This window comes from Streptomyces sp. OR43 (genome assembly GCF_008042275.1).
In the GTDB taxonomy this organism is placed as follows: domain Bacteria; phylum Actinomycetota; class Actinomycetes; order Streptomycetales; family Streptomycetaceae; genus Streptomyces.
This window is the reverse complement of sequence record NZ_RDBK01000011.1, coordinates 65,127-82,246: the sequence shown is the minus strand read 5'-3', so window position 1 is coordinate 82,246 and position 17,120 is coordinate 65,127. Positions and strand designations below refer to the sequence as shown.

The 17,120-nt window shown below is 71.1% G+C and carries 17 protein-coding genes; 7 read left to right on the top strand and 10 right to left on the bottom strand.

Features of this window, described 5'->3' with window-relative positions; translation table 11 throughout:
* The coding region (locus EAO72_RS08210; protein WP_148016577.1) for a serine/threonine-protein kinase at positions 1 to 954 on the bottom strand (954 nt) is incomplete at its 3' end.
* 297 nt (positions 955 to 1,251) lie between these two features.
* Between EAO72_RS08210 and EAO72_RS08205 the strand changes: the two genes are divergently transcribed.
* The gene (locus tag EAO72_RS08205; protein WP_148016576.1) at positions 1,252 to 1,872 is read left to right on the top strand and encodes a dihydrofolate reductase family protein; all 621 of its coding nucleotides are present in this window, start codon (positions 1,252 to 1,254) and stop codon (positions 1,870 to 1,872) included.
* A 55-nt stretch (positions 1,873 to 1,927) separates the two neighbouring features.
* On the opposite strand, the gene EAO72_RS08200 is transcribed toward EAO72_RS08205, so the two are convergent.
* A complete protein-coding gene (locus EAO72_RS08200) occupies positions 1,928 to 3,613 on the bottom strand; it encodes a cellulase family glycosylhydrolase (protein ID WP_148016575.1) in 1,686 nt (561 codons plus the stop codon).
* A 442-nt stretch (positions 3,614 to 4,055) separates the two neighbouring features.
* On the opposite strand from EAO72_RS08200, the gene EAO72_RS08195 reads away from it, so the two are divergent.
* Together EAO72_RS08195 and EAO72_RS08190 are read left to right on the top strand one after the other, a co-directional pair.
* Positions 4,056 to 4,532 (top strand): cytidine deaminase family protein, encoded by a 477-nt coding sequence (locus tag EAO72_RS08195; RefSeq protein WP_148016574.1) that lies wholly within the window; start codon positions 4,056 to 4,058, stop codon positions 4,530 to 4,532.
* Between the two features lie 354 nt (positions 4,533 to 4,886).
* On the top strand, positions 4,887 to 5,651 hold the full coding sequence (locus EAO72_RS08190; RefSeq protein WP_148016573.1) for a MerR family transcriptional regulator: 765 nt from the start codon (positions 4,887 to 4,889) through the stop codon (positions 5,649 to 5,651).
* A gap of 57 nt (positions 5,652 to 5,708) precedes the next feature.
* Here EAO72_RS08190 and EAO72_RS08185 read toward each other — a convergent pair whose 3' ends face one another.
* Entirely contained in the window at positions 5,709 to 6,332 is a 624-nt protein-coding gene (locus tag EAO72_RS08185) for a histidine phosphatase family protein (protein WP_148016572.1), read from the bottom strand.
* Positions 6,333 to 6,723: 391 nt separating this feature from the next.
* Here EAO72_RS08185 and EAO72_RS08180 point away from each other — a divergent pair, with 391 nt between their 5' ends.
* Positions 6,724 to 7,698: a tetratricopeptide repeat protein gene (locus EAO72_RS08180; RefSeq protein ID WP_148016571.1), complete on the top strand. Its 975-nt coding sequence runs from the start codon at positions 6,724 to 6,726 to the stop codon at positions 7,696 to 7,698.
* Between the two features lie 137 nt (positions 7,699 to 7,835).
* Here EAO72_RS08180 and EAO72_RS08175 read toward each other — a convergent pair whose 3' ends face one another.
* On the bottom strand, positions 7,836 to 8,210 hold the full coding sequence (locus tag EAO72_RS08175; protein WP_148016570.1) for a hypothetical protein: 375 nt from the start codon (positions 8,208 to 8,210) through the stop codon (positions 7,836 to 7,838).
* 159 nt (positions 8,211 to 8,369) lie between these two features.
* Here EAO72_RS08175 and EAO72_RS08170 point away from each other — a divergent pair, with 159 nt between their 5' ends.
* The gene (locus EAO72_RS08170; RefSeq protein ID WP_148016569.1) at positions 8,370 to 9,704 is read left to right on the top strand and encodes a PQQ-binding-like beta-propeller repeat protein; all 1,335 of its coding nucleotides are present in this window, start codon (positions 8,370 to 8,372) and stop codon (positions 9,702 to 9,704) included.
* A gap of 38 nt (positions 9,705 to 9,742) precedes the next feature.
* On the opposite strand, the gene EAO72_RS08165 is transcribed toward EAO72_RS08170, so the two are convergent.
* Positions 9,743 to 10,486, bottom strand: coding sequence for a metallophosphoesterase (locus EAO72_RS08165; RefSeq protein ID WP_148016568.1), 744 nt, complete (start codon positions 10,484 to 10,486; stop codon positions 9,743 to 9,745).
* Positions 10,487 to 10,707: 221 nt separating this feature from the next.
* Here EAO72_RS08165 and EAO72_RS08160 point away from each other — a divergent pair, with 221 nt between their 5' ends.
* Positions 10,708 to 11,313, top strand: a complete 606-nt coding sequence (locus EAO72_RS08160) for a CGNR zinc finger domain-containing protein (protein WP_148016567.1) — start codon at positions 10,708 to 10,710, stop codon at positions 11,311 to 11,313.
* A 250-nt stretch (positions 11,314 to 11,563) separates the two neighbouring features.
* Here EAO72_RS08160 and EAO72_RS08155 read toward each other — a convergent pair whose 3' ends face one another.
* The 4 genes from EAO72_RS08155 to EAO72_RS08140 form a co-directional block, all read right to left on the bottom strand.
* Positions 11,564 to 12,175 carry a hypothetical protein gene (locus EAO72_RS08155; RefSeq protein WP_148016566.1) on the bottom strand — a complete coding sequence of 204 codons (612 nt, stop codon included), beginning with the start codon at positions 12,173 to 12,175 and terminating at the stop codon, positions 11,564 to 11,566.
* Between the two features lie 600 nt (positions 12,176 to 12,775).
* On the bottom strand, positions 12,776 to 13,669 hold the full coding sequence (locus EAO72_RS08150; protein WP_148016565.1) for a DUF1963 domain-containing protein: 894 nt from the start codon (positions 13,667 to 13,669) through the stop codon (positions 12,776 to 12,778).
* Positions 13,670 to 13,827: 158 nt separating this feature from the next.
* Positions 13,828 to 14,385: a dihydrofolate reductase family protein gene (locus tag EAO72_RS08145; protein WP_148016564.1), complete on the bottom strand. Its 558-nt coding sequence runs from the start codon at positions 14,383 to 14,385 to the stop codon at positions 13,828 to 13,830.
* Positions 14,386 to 14,394: 9 nt separating this feature from the next.
* On the bottom strand, positions 14,395 to 14,883 hold the full coding sequence (locus EAO72_RS08140) for a pyridoxamine 5'-phosphate oxidase family protein (protein WP_187284967.1): 489 nt from the start codon (positions 14,881 to 14,883) through the stop codon (positions 14,395 to 14,397).
* 109 nt (positions 14,884 to 14,992) lie between these two features.
* Here EAO72_RS08140 and EAO72_RS08135 point away from each other — a divergent pair, with 109 nt between their 5' ends.
* Positions 14,993 to 15,868 (top strand): LysR family transcriptional regulator, encoded by an 876-nt coding sequence (locus EAO72_RS08135; protein ID WP_148016562.1) that lies wholly within the window; start codon positions 14,993 to 14,995, stop codon positions 15,866 to 15,868.
* 128 nt (positions 15,869 to 15,996) lie between these two features.
* On the opposite strand, the gene EAO72_RS08130 is transcribed toward EAO72_RS08135, so the two are convergent.
* Positions 15,997 to 17,106 carry a cell wall protein gene (locus EAO72_RS08130; protein WP_148016561.1) on the bottom strand — a complete coding sequence of 370 codons (1,110 nt, stop codon included), beginning with the start codon at positions 17,104 to 17,106 and terminating at the stop codon, positions 15,997 to 15,999.
* Positions 17,107 to 17,120: the final 14 nt, after the last annotated feature.

The window sequence follows — 17,120 nt, the reverse complement described above, 5'->3', positions numbered from 1 at the left end:
GGCCGGAGGCGGCGGGGTCTGGACGGGGGCCGGGGCCGCCGCCCGTACGGTGATGTCGGCGGCCACCGGGCTCGGCAGCCAGTCCTCGGGGCGCCGCAGCACCGTCTCCGCGTTCGCGGTCTGGCACAGCGCGATGACCTCGGCGACGGAGGGCCTGGCCTCCGCGTCCTTCGCCAGGCAACGGCTGACGAGCTCCATCAGCCGCTCCGGGACACCGGTGAGGTCCGGCTCCTCGTGGACGATCCGGTAGAGCACCCCGTGCGAGGTCCCCTCACCGAAGGCCGGTGAGCCCGTGGCCGCGAACGCCGCGACCTGACCCAGCGCGAAGATGTCGGTGGCCGGAGTGACCCGGCGCCCCGCGGCCTGCTCCGGGGCCATGAACGACGGGGTACCGATGGTGACGCCGCTGCCGGTGAGCGAGGTCGCGTCGGCCGCGTACGCGATACCGAAGTCGATGACGCGCGGACCGTCGGCGGCCAGCAGTACGTTCGACGGCTTGAGGTCGCGGTGCACGATGCCCGCCCCGTGGATGACGTGCAGCGCCTCCGCCATGCCGGCGATCAGCAGCAGCACGGCCTCGACCGGCAGCGCCCCGTGGGCGACGACCGCGTCGGCGAGCGAGGGCCCCGGCACGTACGCGGTGGCCAGCCACGGCTGCGCGCCGTTGGTGTCGGCGTCGATGACGGGCGCGGTGAACAGCCCCTGCACGCGCTGCGCGGACTGCACCTCCTGCGTGAACCGGCGCCGGAACTCGGGGTCTTCGCCGAACTCGGGACGGATCACCTTGATGGCGACGGGCCGGCCGCCGGGCGTGTACGAGAGATACACCTTGCCCATGCCGCCCGCACCGAGCTTGGCGGCGAGCCGGTATCCGGCGATGGTGACCGGGTCGTCAGCCGCCAGTGGCTGGAAGACCTGGGAGGCGCTGCCGCGCTGTGGCTGCTGACCGCTCATGAACTCATAACTCCCCCGGAGAGCACTGCTGCAGAGAACGGCACCTTATCCAAGTCCGGCCCGCGCAGTACGCGTGCCGAGCGCGTCGGTACGTCCCTGCGGCCTGTCTGTGACCATGCCGGGTTGCCGGGTCTCCCCTGAAGTCCTTCGGACTTCCCACCCACGCACCGGCGAAGGCCGGGAACGCGCGCCCGTGCGGAAGGCTCCGTTCCCGTTGCGTGGCGGGCACGGTTGTTTGATCATGACTGCCGACGGATGCCGATCCGGCGGTGTCCGTCGACGGACGAAAGGCCCTCCGTGCGCAAGCTCGTGTACTACATCGCCTCCACCCTCGACGGCTTCATCGCCGGTCCGGACGGCGCCGACCCCACCGGACCGGACGGATTCTGGCCGATCCCGGAGGACTACGTCGCGCACATGATCGCCGAGTTCCCGGAGACGCTTCCGGGGCCGGCCCGCGCCGCGCTCTCGATCACGGCGGAAGGCACACACTTCGACACGATCGTGGAGGGACGCCGCTCGTACGAGATCGGCCTCAAGGCCGGTGTCACGGACGCCTATCCGCATCTGCGGCACCTCGTCTTCTCCCGCACGCTGGGCGAGAGCCCCGACCCGGCGGTGGAGATCGTCGCCACCGATCCCGCGGCGCGCGTACGGCAGTTGAAGCATGAGGACGGCAAGGACATCTGGCTCGTCGGCGGCGGCGAGCTGGCCGCTTCCCTGTACGCCGAAATCGACACGCTCATCGTCAAGTTGAGCCCGATGACGATCGGTGCGGGCATTCCGCTCTTCTCCCACAAGGCCACGTTCGACCCGTCCGCCTGGACGCTCACGGACCATCGGATCCTCGACAGCGGCGCGGCGTTCCTCACGTACGAGCGAGCCACGAACACCGTCGCGCTCACCGTCGAGGACTGACCGGCCGGCGGGGGCGCAGGGCCCCCACCGGCCGGCGCGTCACCTGTCTACGGCGTCACGCGGCGGCGCAGGTGGCGCCGCTGAGGGTGAAGGCGGCCGGGGCCGCGTTCGTACCGCTCTGGCTGCCGGTGAAGCCGACGGTGACCGAGCCGTTCGCGGCGATCGTGGAGGTGTACGACGCGGCGGCGACGTTCACCGAACCGCCGGTCTGGGTGGGGGTTCCGCCCCACATGTTGGTGACCGTCTGGCCGTTGGCGAAGGCGAAGCCCAGCGTCCAGCCGTCGATCGTGGTGGTGCCGGTGTTGCGGATGGTGATCTCGCCCTGGAAGCCACCCGACCACTGGTTCACCACGCGGTAGCCGACGGAGCAGCCGACGCCGGGCGTGGTGCCGCCCTCGTCCGTGGTGACGGCCACCGTGGCCGAGCGCGCCGAGCGGTTCCCCGCTGCGTCGCGGGCGTACACGGCGAACGTGTACGCGGTGCCGGCGGTGAGGCCGGTGACGGAGACGCCGGTGGTGGCGGAGGCGGCGACGGTCGTCTCCGAACCGCCGCTGACGCGGACGACGTCGTAGCCGGTGACGGCAACGTTGTCGGACGACGCGGTCCAGGTCAGGGCGGCGGAGGTGTCCGTCACCGCGGAGGCGGCCGGGGTGCCCGGGGCGGTGGGGGCCTCGGTGTCCTCGGAGGCTCCGCCGTAGACGGTGGCCTCGCGGGAGGTCTGGGCGATGCCGTTGGCGCCGTGGAAGATGCGCTCACCCCAGGAGCTGAGCCGCGTGGGGTCGAAGCCGATCGTCAGGTCGAGGATCGGGTCGGTGTTGCCGCTCCAGGACCAGGCGATGTAGCCGAGCTTCAGCTGCTCGGCGGTGGCCATCATCGTGTCCTCGTCCGGATCGCCGTACTGGTCGGCAGGTCCCCCGAACTCCCCGATGAGCAGCGGAAGTCCGGCGTCCACGAAGGCGTTCAGGTAGTCGGTGACCTTCTGGGCGGTGTTGTAGACGCTGTACATGTGGATCGAGAAGATCAGATTGCCGGTGGGGTCGGCGTCGTACACGGTCTGGGCGTTGTCGCGCATGACGCCCTGCCAGTCCTGGCCCCAGTTGGGCGCGTCCACCATGATCGTGTGGGCGAACCCGGCGGCGCGCAGCTTCTGGATCGCGGCGGTCGTCGGAGCGGTCCAGCCGGCCGGATTCGTGTTGCCCCAGGGCTCGTTGCCGATGTTGATGACGACGTAGTCCTCCTGGCCGGCGAGGACGTCCTTCAGGCTGATCCAGTAGTCGGCGGCGTGATCGAGCGTGCCGGCCGCGGCGTCCTCCCCGTACCCCGTGGTGTCGTGCACCTCGAGGACGCAGATGAGCCGGTTGGCCTTGCACTGCGCGATGACGGCGGCCACGTCGTCGGGACCGTTCTTGCTCCAGCGGAAGCCGTCGGAGAGCACGACGCGGACGGTGTTGGCGCCCGTCGCCTTGATGTCGGCCAGTGACTGGGTCTCGCCGGGGTACCAGGTGTGGGCGTGGTTGACCCCGCGCATGACGAAGTCGTTGCCGTTGCCCTCGACCAGGCGGCCGTCACTGATGTGCAGCCCGGTCGCTGCGGCGGTCTGCGCGGGGGCGGCGGTGGCGGCCTGCGCCGGGGCGAGGCCGCCGAGGGCGAGGAGCCCGAGGAGGGTGACCAGGGCGGTCAGGAGGGCGGTGACGGGATGCTTGCGCGCTGGGTTCTTCGTCGTGCTTCTTGCTGTTCTCACTGCGGCTCCAGGGGGTGGGCGGGATCAAGAGCTGAGCATCGACAGACGTTTTCCTAGCCGTGTGGGAGCGCTCCCACATTTGCGCGCTCCTATGAAGCCATTGAGTCAGGGGCACGTCAATACATCGGACGGATTCGGTGGCCGTGAGCGAGGCCCCGCTCACGGCGACTGAGGGAGACGGGGCGGGCCTGCCCCTGTCCGTCCGCGGGTTCACATCCCGTCGGCACCGCAGCCGTCATCGCGGCCGGCATACCTGCTCTCCGGGAGAGCTGGGACGTTCCTGGTCCGGAGGCGACCGCGGCGGCCGGGGAGGAGCGGGAGGCAGCTCCCGCCTCACTCGTCACGGTGCCGGCCGAGCGTCGGGGTGGGCGATGCCTCCACAGTGAGCAGCGGTACGCGTGAGCCGGGACCACCGCCGCGGGCGGGTCATATCATGCGCGGCATGGATATTCCCTGCCGTGAGCTGACACCCGAGGACCTCGAACTCATCGCCTTCGCCAAGCGCGTCGTCGATGCGAACACCGATGGCGAGGACGGCGCGCACACCATGGGAGCCGCGGTGCGCGCAGCCGACGGGAAGATCTACGGCGGCATCAACGTCTACCACTTCACCGGCGGCCCGTGCGCCGAACTCGTCGCGCTGGGGCATGCCCGCGCGTCCGGCGCCCGGGAGCTCACGACGATCGTCGCGGTGGGCAACCTCGACCGGGGCGTCTTCGACCCGTGCGGCCGGGACCGTCAGGTGCTCTTCGACTACCACCCGGGCATCCGGGTCATCCTGCCCACACCCGACGGCCTGCGAAGCGTCGGGATCAGGGACCTCATGCCGCTCGCCGCCGGGTGGACCATCGACGGCGGAGCACATCCGTTCGGCGTGAACTCCACCGAGGGCGCGGATGGCGCCGAAGCCGTTCGGTAGCCCGTGCGGCGGCCCTTGCGCGACAGCCCTTGCCCTCGTCGCGTAGGGCGGTCACGTACGGCCGCCACGTACGGCCGCCACGTACGCCCGTCACGTACGGCCGCCACGTACGCCCGTCGCGGCAGGCAGGCGCGTACGGCGGTCGCGTACGGTCCTCGTCCGATCCGACGACGCGCGGGGGACCGGGTTGCGGCGCGCTGCCCGGGGGCGCCGGCGGGCGGGTCGCTTGGGGCGGCGAAGGGCCGGATTCGGTATCCCTGGACGCAGGGGTTGAAGTTGCCGCTGCGGCAGCTTCTACCGTCCTGACCAGGGCCGGAAGGACCGGCCCGATAACGCGTTCGTGAGGGAGCGGCAATGGAGTGGCCGATCGCGGAGGTAGCCCGGATGTCGGGCGTGACCGCCCGGACCCTGCGCCATTACGACGAGGTCGGCGTGCTCGCGCCGGCCCGGATCGGGGCGGGCGGCTACCGCTACTACGGCGAGCCCGAGCTTCTGAGGCTCCAGCAGGTCCTCGTGCTGAGGGCGCTGGGCCTCGGGCTGCCCGAGATCGGCCGGATCCTGACCGCGCAGGTCGACGAGTTGGAAGCCCTGCGCGGACACCACCGGCGACTGCTCGCCGAGCGGGACCGCCTCGACGCCCTGGCCGGAACCGTCTCCCGCACGATCGCCGAACTGGAGCAGTCCGGAAAGGACGGCAAACCCATGACCATCAACCGACCGGAGAACCTGTTCGAGGGCGTGCAGCCCTCGCAGTACGAAGAGAACATGCGCGAGTTCCCCGCACTCGCCGAGGAGGTCGGCCGACGGGCCGCCACGATGACCCAGGACGACGCCGACGCCGGGCACCGCGCGCGCACGGCGCAGATGATCCGTCTCGCCGATCTGATGGCCGAAGGCCACCGGGCCGACGCCGGACCCGTACAGGCCGAGATCGAGGCCCAGTACCTGGCCCTGGCCCGGCTGCGTACCGTCTCCGCCGAGGAGTACCGCGCCATCGGGCGCTCCTGCGTGGACAACGACGTCTGGCGCGCCGCGTACGAGGCGATCGCTCCCGGCCTGGCCGCGTACCAGCGGGATGCGATCGAGGCGTACGCCACCTCCGGGCTGAGCCGGCGCTGACCGGAAGCGGGGCCGCCGCGGCGGCCCCGCCGACGCACGCGCCTCCTCAACGCCCCGTCAGATGTGCAGTTCGGCCGGGAAGCAGGCCGCGCGCAGCTCCGTGGGCAGATGCCCGGTGTCGTTGTAGAGGAGTACGGCGGCGGGCCGGCCGGGCTCGTACTTGATCACGGTCAGGGCGGCGTTGGCATGGTAGAGGCCCATCCACCGCCACTTCGGAGCGTCGAGGGCGTCCCGGACGAGCCAGCCGGTGAGGAAGTTGTGGGTGACGACCAGTTCATGGCGCGGCCGGTCCCCGTCCACGGCCCCCGTGAACCGGACGAGCGCCTCCCGGGCCAACTCCGGCCCCTGTTCGCATTCCTGGGCCGGGAACTCGGCCAGCCGGGCGATCACGGCGTCGGCCGACGCCGGCGGCAGCTCGTGCCGTTCCGGCAGGTACGGAACGTAGTCCCCGGCCGGTTCGGACACCTGAAGAGGAACGCCGTCGAGCTGCTCACGGATCAGCCGAGCGGTCTGGGTGGCCCGCGGAAGGGGACCGTGGTGGATGGCCGTGAGCGGGCAGCCCCGGAGCCGCCGACCCAGCAGCACCGCCTGCTGTCGACCGCTCTCGGTCAGCTCGCTCTCGTCCGGTGAGGCCTCACCGTGTCGCGTGAGATACAGGTAGCGGGTGGCTGTTGCGGTCATGGAGGCGAGGTCCTCTGGAAGCGTGCCGGAGATCGTGCGAGTCCCTGGACGGACGCCGCGATACAGCCGCGTGGTTCCCGTCGCGGGCGAGGACGGGGGCGGGGGAGCGGCTAGGAGCAGGGACCGAGGAGATCGCCGGTCTCCGTAGGGGAGCAGGACCACGCGAGACAGCCGTAGAAGCGGATGGGCACGACGCGCGGGGCACGACGCACGACGCACGGGGCACGACGCACGACGCACGACGCACGACGCGCGGGGCTCGGGGTGCGGGGGGAGCGAGAGGGCAGTGCGACGTGTCCCGTAGCACCCCCCACACGAGCCGGAACCGCGAGAGCCGCCACCGCCGTCTCAGGGGATCAGTCGACTGCCAGGAATCCCGAGGGGGCGTCTCATGCAGGGGAGTTCAGGGAACGACAGGCCGGACGGCGACGAGGACGGTCCTCTGCGTGAGGCCGCCGAGGCGGGCGACGCGGCGGCGATGTTCCGGTACGGCCTGTACCTCGGTACGCACGACGACCGGGCCGGCGGCGAACGGTGGCTGCGCCTGGCGGCCGAGATGCGGCATCCCGACGCGGCCGCCGCCCTCGGGGCGCTGCTCGGGGAGTGGGGACGGCATGCCGAGGCCGAGGAGCTCCTCCGGGAGGCCGCCGGCGGCGGGCATGTGCGCGCGATGGAGATGGTCGGGTATCTCCTGAGGCGGCGCGGCGAGCACGTCGAGTCCGACCGCTGGTACCGGCGCTCGGCGGAGGGCGGGAACGCGAACGCGATGGCCGTCCTCGGCGAGCTGTGTCAGAAGCGGGGCGCCGAATCCGAGGCCGAGAGGTGGTACCGCCGGGCCGCCGAGGCAGGTCTGGCCGACGCGGCTTACGCACTCGGAGAGTTGCTGTACCGCCGGGGCGACGTCGACGAGTCCGCACGGTGGGCCCGGCGGGCGGCGGACGAGGGCTCCACCGCGGCGATGAACGCCCTGGGCTCCCTGTCCCTGGAAAAGGGCGACCGGGAGGCGGCGAGGTCCTGGTACCGCAAGTCCGCCAGGGCCGGCGACGACGAGGGCGCCCGCCTGCTCGCGAACCTGCTCAGCCGGGCCGAGGTGGCCGCCGAGCTCGACGCATGGCTGACCGAGCGCGCCCGGAACGGGGACGCCGGGGCGTGCTTCACGCTGGGGCGTTCCAGGGAGCGGGACCGCGATCTGCGCGCGGCGCAGGGCTGGTACGAGAAGGCCGCCGAGGCGGGGCACATCGGTGCGATGGTCCGGCTGGCGAACCTCTCGGAGCGGGAGGGGAACACCCGGCAGGCGCAGGAGTGGTGCCGGAGGGCCGAAGAGGCGCTGTCGCAGCAGTCGGATGACGAGGGCCACGGGCGATAGCCGCCCGTGGCCGGACCGGCCGAGGCGCGCTTGTGCGCAGCCGGACGGCGGTGGTGATCGACCGACGGGGCAGGCCGGCCGCCAACCGCCCAGGCGGGTCGCTAGCCGCCCAGGCCGCTATCCGCCCAGGCCGGCCGCTATCCGCCCAGGCGGGTCGTCACCTGCGCCGCCTTGTCCGGGTCCAGCGGGTAGGGAGACCCGTACAGCATCTGGCCGGTGACGACGGCGGGTCCGGTGACCGGAGGCGAACCGTGCTCGGCCGCGAGGCTGCTCGCCGCCGGGTTGGGCGCACCCGGGTGGGGCCGGCCGGGCGCGATCTCGGAGTGCCAGAGGGTCAGTTCGTCACTGATCCTGGTCGACCGTATGTGCTCGGATCCCAGAAGGCGGCTGACCTCCTGCACGAGCTCCATCCCGAACAGGGAGGTCGGCACGTTCTTCACGTGCCCGTCTTTCATCAGCAGCAGTCGGTGCGTCCCGGTGCTGCTTTCCTTGCGGCGGCTGAAGAGTCCCATCCGGCGACCCTAGCGCCATGTGCATACTGCACGAGGGGAGTTGAGCCCGAAGCCGCGTACGGGTGCGAGCGCGAGGTGATTCCCGTTCCGTGACCGAATCGGTCGTCATTCGTGCTCCCCACGAGCGGTGCGCCCGTACAGGGTGGCGCAGGGGGTTTCATGCGCAGACTGTTCGGTCTTCTGATTCTTCTTCCGTTGCTCGCCGGTTGCTTCGCGCCCGGTCCGCCGCCCCTCAAGTGGTACGAGGGTGCCGAAGACGCCTTTCGTGTGCCGTTGCCCGTGCCGACGGACGCTTCGGGCGGCTGGGCGCTGGTGAACCGGCGCCTGGGGGTCATCGGGCAGGGCGGAGTGGCGGCGAGGATCGATGAAAACGGGGAGGTTCTCTGGCGTACGAGGCTGCCGGCTCGGTTCGCCCTCACCGGACGGCCGGGGCAGGTGCATGCCGTCGTCGGCCCGTCCGAGATCCCGTTGACGCTCATCGGTGCGGCCCTACCGGGCCGGTTGCCGTTCATCGCGACGCTCGATCCCCTGACCGGCCGCTTCACGGAGCTCGCCTACCCTCCGGCCCGTACTCCTGGCGAGTTGCGGTACGTCACTGTCACGTGGACATCGGGAACGCGTGTGGCGGTGGCCGCTACGTGCTTGCCCGGATCCTCCTGCACCCTGACCGCCTGGAACGCCGAAACCGGCCAGGTCCGGTGGAAGCACCGAACCCGCGGCCCGGCCGTCTTCGCCACCCCTTGCGGCCAGGACGGGGCGGCGGCGGGGGGAGGAGGCGACCGCTACCTGCGGAGATGCGATCCGCTGGTCTTCGTCGCCGACGGCCGTCTCGTGACCCTGTGGAGCGGTGAGGACCGGCTCCGGTCAAGGCCCGTCGCGTTGCCCCGCGGCGACATCGCGGAGGTGATCCCCGGCCTCTATCGCGTCCTCGTGGTGACAACCCCGCACGGACCTGGCTGCCGCGCGCACGCGGCGGCGTACGACCTCGAAGCCGAGACGACGACCACCCCGGCCTGGCAACGCACCTTCAGCTGGGACCAGCCTCAGGCGGCCGTTGACGAAGGCTGCCGCAGGGACCCGTCGATCCCGCTCCTCGTGGGACCCCACCTGATGCTGCCGGACTCGGCGGGCGCCCTGGTCGGGGACGCCTACCACGGAACGTTCTTCCTGCGCCTGAAGCCCGGCGAGTACCCCGTCAGCTACGGCGGCCAGGTGCTCGCCTATCGTGCCGACGGCAGCCACCGCGACCCGTCCCGCGCGCCGTCCACAGCCCTCCGACGCCTCCCCTCGGAACTGGTCCCCGCCGCGCAGGAGGTGGGCGGGCAAGGCATCTGGTACGTCCCGGGGAAGGGCCGAAGGGGTGAGGTCATCGCGGCCGACGTCTACGGGAAGGTCACCTGGCGACGCACCACCAGCGGCCCCCCGTGCTTCCTCGGCAACCGCCTCGTGTACGCGAACGGTTCGAGCCTGGCCGCGCTCCGACCGGTCGGCTGAGCCGTCCGTCCCGACGCCTTCCCCGTGCGCGCGACGGCTTACGGGAGTACGACGCGGTAGTGGGTGGTCAGCCGCCGTTCGTCGTCCAGGACGTGGAACGCGAGGCCGGGCGGCTGGTCCCGGTCCGCGGCACGGTCGCCCTCCCAGGGCATGCGCAGGGTCCAGGTGATGGCCGGCCCGACGATCAGTGGCCGTGAGGCGAAGGTCGACGCGGCCGCGGTGTGGGCGTGGCCCGTGAGGACGGCGGCGACCCGCGGGTGCGCGTCGAGCAGGCCGGCCAGCTGCCCGGGCTCCTGGAGCATGCCGGCGTCGGGCAGCGGGTGATGGAGCGCGACCGGCGGCTGGTGGAAGGCGATCAGGGCCGGGGTGTCCTGCGGCAGCGCGCTGAGGGTGGAGTCGATCCAGGCGAGCGTCTCGGTGTCGAGGCGTCCCTCGTCGCGGCCCGGGATGGTGGAGTCGCACATCAGGACTGCGGTACCGGACACGTGGTGGAGCCGGTTGACCGGACCGTCCCCGGGCGCCTCTCCGAGCAGGGCCTTGCGGTACGCCGGCCGGGCGTCGTGGTTCCCGGGGCAGGTGAGTACGGGGAAGGGGGCAGCCAGGATCCGGGCCGCTTCCTCGTACTCGGCCTCCGCACCGTGATCGGCGATGTCCCCGGTGACCAGCAGCGCGTCCACCGGGTGCGGCAGGGCCCGGAGGTAGTCCATGACGCGGGTGGCGCGCAGGGTCGCCCTCTCGCTGCCGTCCAGGTGCAGGTCGCTGATCTGTGCAAGCAGCGTCATTCCGCAGTCTCCTTCGATGGCGTACTCGGCCGGCGTCCCCGCAGGGGCGGAGCGGGCAGGCGTCCCGCCCTGTCCCCGCTGGGGGGTGGGGTGGGGCAGGCGTCTCGCCCCGCCCCACCCTCTAACGGAAGTTGTCATCTTTTCCGTTAGAGACCTTAGGGTGTGCGCAGGGATGTGATCAAGTGGTCGACGACCGGAACCGAGACGGAAGGGACGGCCCCGTGGAGCGCTGGCTGCCATTGGAACTGGCGAGCACGATTCGTCACGACGGTGACGGAGGCGTCGCCGACGACCTCGCCGCGGTGGAGGGAGCGACGCGCTGGATCCAGGCGCAGCGGGACTTGCTGGCCGCCCACGTCCCGGTCGCGGAACTCGCCGCGGACGAGGCCCTCAGGCTCCGCGTCGTCGAGCTCCGCCAGGCGGTCCGCGCCCTCTTCGCCCAGGCGGTCAGCCCGGCTCCGCCCAGCCCCGCGGACGCCCATCGCCTGATGCCCGCCGACCGGGCGATGGCCCACCTCAACGCGGTGGCCGCGCGCGAACCGGTCGCCCCGCAACTGGACTGGCCGACCGGGGAAGTTCCCGGCACCCGGCTGCTGTCCGCGGAGACCGACCCGTACGTACGGCTCCTCGCGGCCCTGGCCCGGTCCGCCATCGAGTTCCTCAGCGGCCCGCAGCGCGAGCAGTTGCGCTCCTGCACCGCGCCCCGCTGTGTGCGCTACTTCGTGAAGAGCCACGGACGCCAGGAGTGGTGCAAGCCGTCCTGCGGCAACCGCGCCCGGGCGGCCCGCCACTACAGGCGGCAGCGCACGGTCGCGGAGGGCGCCTGACGGACGGGCATCGGATGCGGCGGGCATCCCCGATCGCGGTCGACTCCGCCGACCGGACCGGAACCGGCGTACCGTGTACCGCCGTTAACCATCTCCGCTCAGCGAGTTCGAGGTCCTGAACATCCGGGACATCAGCGTGCACACGATGGGCGGACATGAGTCGGCGGGATCCAGCTCCTCGTTCGCAAGCCTGGTCAGTGATCCCGCGACCCGATGTCCCCGCCTCGCGCCCGCTCACCTGCCCCACCCGTCAAAGGGCTGCTCCGTACCCCGCATCCGGCAGCCCGAGCCGCTGCCGCTCGGCGTAGTAGAGCCGCCGGTGCACGTCCTCCGGGGCAGGGTCGGCGGGCAGTTGCCCCAGGCCCTCGCAGGAACCGGCGGAAATGGCGACGCGCAGCTGCGCGAGCGCCGCGGCCACCTCCACGAACAGCGCGTCGTCGTCGAACGCGATGTCGTACAGACAGGCTTCGGCGAAGCTGCGCCCGCCCAGCTCCCAGTACGTCAACTCCGTGTCGACCTTGACGACCGGAGGCGGATTCCGGTCCACCCGCTGCTGCGGGTGCAGCCAGTACCCGTAGAAGTTTCCGTCCTCGTCCTGGGCCACGGCCCGCAGATACGTGGCCATCTGCGTGGAGGCCGCACAGTTGGCCATGATGTCGGGGTCGGCCCGCTCCTTCTCGCTGAGATAGCTGAAGTCGGCCAGCGGGTGCGGGGCACCGGACTCCAGCACACTGATGCCGAACCGCTCGAAGGGGTGCCCGCGTCCCTCCCACTGCGCTGTCGCCAGGATCCGTACGTCCTCCGGTACGGGACGTCCGCCGAGCCGCTGCCGGGAGAACTCCTCCAACTGTTCGTCGAACACGCATGGATCCTCTCGCCGCCCCGGATGACGCTTCACAGGTTAGGACGCGTGCTCCAGCCGAGGAGCCTGATGTTCCGGTTCGGGGCCGATCGCGGGACGCCGACGTAGCCCGGCCCCCGCAATGACGTGTCGGGATACCGCCGCGCTTCGCGGAGCGGACAGGAGCACCGGAGCACCGTTCGGCACGCCCGCCGACGTCGGGCATGGGCCGCCGGCCCATGGGAAAGCCCCGTTACCGCAGCGGCGGGAACGGGGCTTCACGAAGAGCGCTGGGCAGGCCTTGCACCTGCATTTCCCCGCGGGAAGCGGGGCGTCTTTCCTTGGACGACCAACGCACAGGCAACCGCACCGCCGGAGCGGCCCGCGCCTTCAAGATCAACTATAGCTCACGTTCTCGGCCGGGGCAGGGGCCCCGGCCGGAGGAGGCGGAGGCCACGACCGCGCCCGCGACGGTTATGGCGGCGCGTGGCTGACAGCCGACATCAACGGCGGCTCATCGGGCGGCACAGGGCGAGTTGATCGCGTGCCCCCGAGCTTCCGTGGCGGCAGGGTGGTGCGGGGAGTCCGGAGGTCTCCGCTCCCAGGTGGGGCCGAACCTGGTCATGGGGTCCTGAAGTCGGTCACGGCCAGTGCCTTGTCCACCCGAGCAGCGGCCAAGTCGTCGTGGCGGATCACGAAGGACGTGTGGTACTCCTCGTAGCCCCGGGCTTCACCGGCGAGCGATATCCATTCGCTCGTGAGCCGGTGCTGCTCCTCCTCCAGGTGGGAGGGCCATCGCGCGACCGGTATGGCGGGGATCTCGCCCGCCTTCTCACGTCCCGCGAGGGTCTGCTCCGCAATGCTGCTGATCACCCCGTCATCGGCATACCCGCCGATGAAGGCGAAGGCGTCGGACGACCAGAGGCCGTGGGCCAAAGCCCGGAGTTCGGCCAGATGCGGCAGGTCATGCTCCATGAAGCGGAACAACCTCTGCTGGAAGGGCGACATGTCCTCCCACTCGAGATCCTCCCAGAACTCGTGCCACCCCTCGTCCTCGTCGCCCTCCTGGAGCCAGAGGGGCAGTTCGGCTCTGAGCTCGGCGCTGACGTCGAGCTGCTCGTGGACGCACTCGGGACCGGGGGCTTCCGCGATCGTGGTCTCGGCGCCGTCCGGTACGTACACGACGCGCGCGTATCTCCCGGAACCGTCCTCGTGGTCCCTCTCCTGATGCACGAAGAAGTGCAGCGTCCCGTCCGCCGGCAGGTCGAAGCCGTCGACTCTCGGCAGCGCACCGCAGTCGACGGAAAGGAGCAACGGCAACGGAATGTCCCCGGCGGACGGCCATTGCATACCCACAGTCAGCCGGGGCAGCCCGCCGAACCGCCCGACCACCGGCAAGCCACCGCCCACGGACAATCCGATCGACAGACGAAGGTGCTCGCAGAATCTGCTGATCTCGTCGTCCGGGATGCCCGACTCCAGCGCTGCCCGGCGAAACTCTCCCTGGTGATCCATGCCGGAGAAGATAATGCCTTCACAACCAAGCTTTTCCCACGGGCTGTTGGCGGGCGCACGCTGCCCCTTCCTCCTCCCTCCCGCCATCCCCCGGCTCGCAGTCCTGCGAACCCGGCCGCCGGACAGCGGCCTACGGGCGCTGCCTCACCCGGCCCGGCTCAGCGGGTCCGGTAGCGCGCGTAGATCAGTCCGCTGTCGAAGGCACGTTCCTCGACCAGTTCGAGTTCGAGGCGCACACCGTCGGGAAAGAACCGCTTGCCGCCGCCGACCACGCTCGTCGTGATGAACAGGTGGTACTCGTCCACCAGGCCGGCCGCGATCGCCTGGGCCGCGAGGTTCGGACCGTCCACGGTCAGGTCGTGATCGGCCTCGGCCTTGAGCCTGCGCACCGCATCCGGGTCGAAGGTCCGCTCGATCCTGGTCCTCGTGCTGGACACCGACTCCAACGTCGTGGAGTACACGACCTTCTCGGCGGCCTGCCAGTCGCGGGCGTATTGCAGGATGTGCGGCGGCAGCCCGGCCTCGGTGTGCGCGGTCTCCCAGTAGACCATCGTCTCGTACATCCGTCGGCCGTAGAGGTACGTGCCGACGGGACGGAAGACGTCGTTGACGAAGGTGTGCACCTCCGGATCCTCCGCCCCAGTACCGAGGTTTCCGTCCGCCGCCTCGGCGTACCCGTCGAGCGAGGTGATCATCGAGTAGATGAGCTTGGCCATGGGTTTCCTTCACGTGGTGTGGTCGGGGTCGGCCTCGGGTGGAAACACCGCGAGCCGGGCGTCGGTGACGTTGTCGAAGCGGTCATCGCCTCCACGGATGAGCACGAAATGCCTGGAGACCGCCGCCTGGTAGACCAGCAACGGCCCGGCCGGTGCGAGGTCCTCCGGCACCAGCTGGTGGCCGGCCGGCAGACGGGCGTTGAGTGAGGCGAGGTCCGCCGCGCGGGCGTCGTCGGCAGCCGGCCCCGCAGTCGCCTCCAGGTAGATCGCCTCCGCCCCGCCGACGGGCGCAGCCGTGTCGAAGACGGTGATCGCCACCTCCGGACGTGCTGCGATATTCCGTGAATGCCGGCTGTCCGGCGAGGACACCCACAGAACCCGGTGGTGCCCGTCGGCGGCGAAGAACACCGGGCTGACCCATGGCCGACCCTCGCGGTCAGCGGTGCCGAGGACGAGGTAGCGATGCTGAGCCAGCAGCCGCGGTACCGATTCCCACATCGTCAGTCCTCCGGTTCGTGTGACGTCAGGGCAATCCTGGAACGCCGGCGGCCTCGCCACCAACGGTGGATTCGCCAACAATCCTTCAGCCGGGGTGAACAATGAGGCGATGGAACGGCAGGACATCGAGGTCTTCCTGGCTTTGGCTCAGGAACTGCATTTCACCCGCACCGCGGAGCGGCTGCGGGTCGCGCCTGCCTCGGTCAGCCAGACGGTCAAGAAGCTCGAACGCCGTTTCGGGGCCCCACTGTTCGCCAGAACCACGCGCCGGGTGGAGCTGACCCCGCTCGGCCGACAGCTCCTGGACGAGCTCGGTCCGGCCTACGCACAGATCCAGACGGCGATCGCGCGAGCGATGGCCACCGGCCACGGCACCACAGGTGAGCTCCACCTCGGCTACATGTCCGCCGCCCTCGCCCGCCGCGTCCTGCCGTTGGTCGACGCCTTCCACGCCGGAACGCCGGGCTGCCGGGTCACCATCCGCGAGACCGCACTGGACGACCTCTACGGGCCACTGCGCCGCGCCGAAGTCGACCTGTCGGTCCTGCCGCTGCCCGTCGCCGAACCGGATCTCACCGTCGGGCCCGTGCTGCTGTCCGAAGCCGCGCTGCTCGCCGTCCCCGTCGACCACCATCTGGCCGGACGTGATGAGGTGACCCCCGAGGACCTGACTCAGGAGACCTTCCTGTTCGCCCAGAACCTTCCCGGCTACTGGATCGACCACCACCTGCCACTCACCCGGCCGGCGCCCACGATCACCCGGCTGCCCGGTTTCCAGGAGATGCTCGCCTACGTCACCTCCGGCCACGGCGTGGCCGTCGTCGGCGCCCAGACCGAGCAGCTCTACCCACGCCCCGGCCTGGTCTGCGTACCGATCGCCGCCGGTTGTACCTTCGACTACGCCATCGTCTGGCGCACGGGCGGCCTGACCGCTCTCGCATCCGCCTTCCTCCATCACGCCGCCACCGGAAGCGGTTCCGCCTAGGGATCGAGGCAGGAACCCGCCCGCCTCATGGGAATGACGTTCAGCAAGGACCGCCCGTGGGTGCGGGCCGCGAGGACCGGCCCTCTCCGGGAATGAAGATCGACGAGAAGCGCCAGACGGCCGTGGTCTCACCGGCCTCCCCGATCCTCCGAGGAGCGCTTGATCGCGTAGCAGCACAGCCGGGTGCCGTAGAGATCGAGGGCATCGTCGGGGTCCGTGGCGTAGTGGTCGGCGATCTCCGCCCAGCGGTCCCAGCCGTAGAGGCGGGCGTGGCGGCGGTCGTCGTCGGTGCGCTGCGGTTCGCGGAGCTCCGTGGCGGCGGCTCGCTGCCGGAGCCACTCCTGCCATGCGGCATTCCCGGTGGGCCCGGCGGCGTGCGGGTGGGCCGGTTCGCCGGGGAGGTCCTCGCGCGGAGCGGCAGCGGTGCGGTTACGGAGCTGCGCGGCGATGTACGCGGCAGGGCGCGCCGGGCGCCAGTCGACCCACCAGGAGGTCAACTCGGCGGCGATGTCGTGGGCGTCGAGGCCCTGGTCGATCAACGGCCGCAATGCGTATGCGAGTCGGCGCAGCCCTTCGCCTTGGGTCCAGGGGACACGCGGCCGGACCCGAGCGGCGGTCCGGATGTCGGCGGCGACCTGGAGCGGGCTTCTCGGCGTCGAGTTCCCGGGACGGGAGGCGGTTCGCGGCCTCGCGCGCCTGCGCGGGGTGTCTTCAAGCTTCCCGTCTACCTCGACTACGGGTGTGCGGGGGCGGGCGGCGAGAGATTGGGGCTCACGCACCCGGCGGCCGGAACCGCCCGCCGCCGAGGCCCGTTCGGCCGGCACCGGCACCCCGACGACCCGGGCCCGGAACCCCTGACCATCGATGCGATGGCCGTGTGCCCGGTCGTGGACGTACGGGATGGTGGCCGCGTAGATCGTTGCCGTACCCGCGTACGGACGCCCAGGAAGCCGCAGATTGCGTCGCGATCCGTGGCGCACCCAGACCAGCGCTCCCAGCTCCCGCAGGTACCCGACATGGCGCTTGACCGTCGCCCTCGACAGGGCGCAGCGGGCAGCGGTGCCGTCGAGGTCGTACAGCACGGTCCCCGCGGTGTAGTCCATCCGCCCGGCCAGGTCCCGTGCGACGCGTAACGTCGCCTCGCCCGCCTTCGGATGAAGCCCGGCCTCCTTCACCAGCCACACCACGGCACGCAACCACACCCGGGGCTGCGCATGCCGGGCGGCGGTCGTGGACACCTCCTGGAACGGGC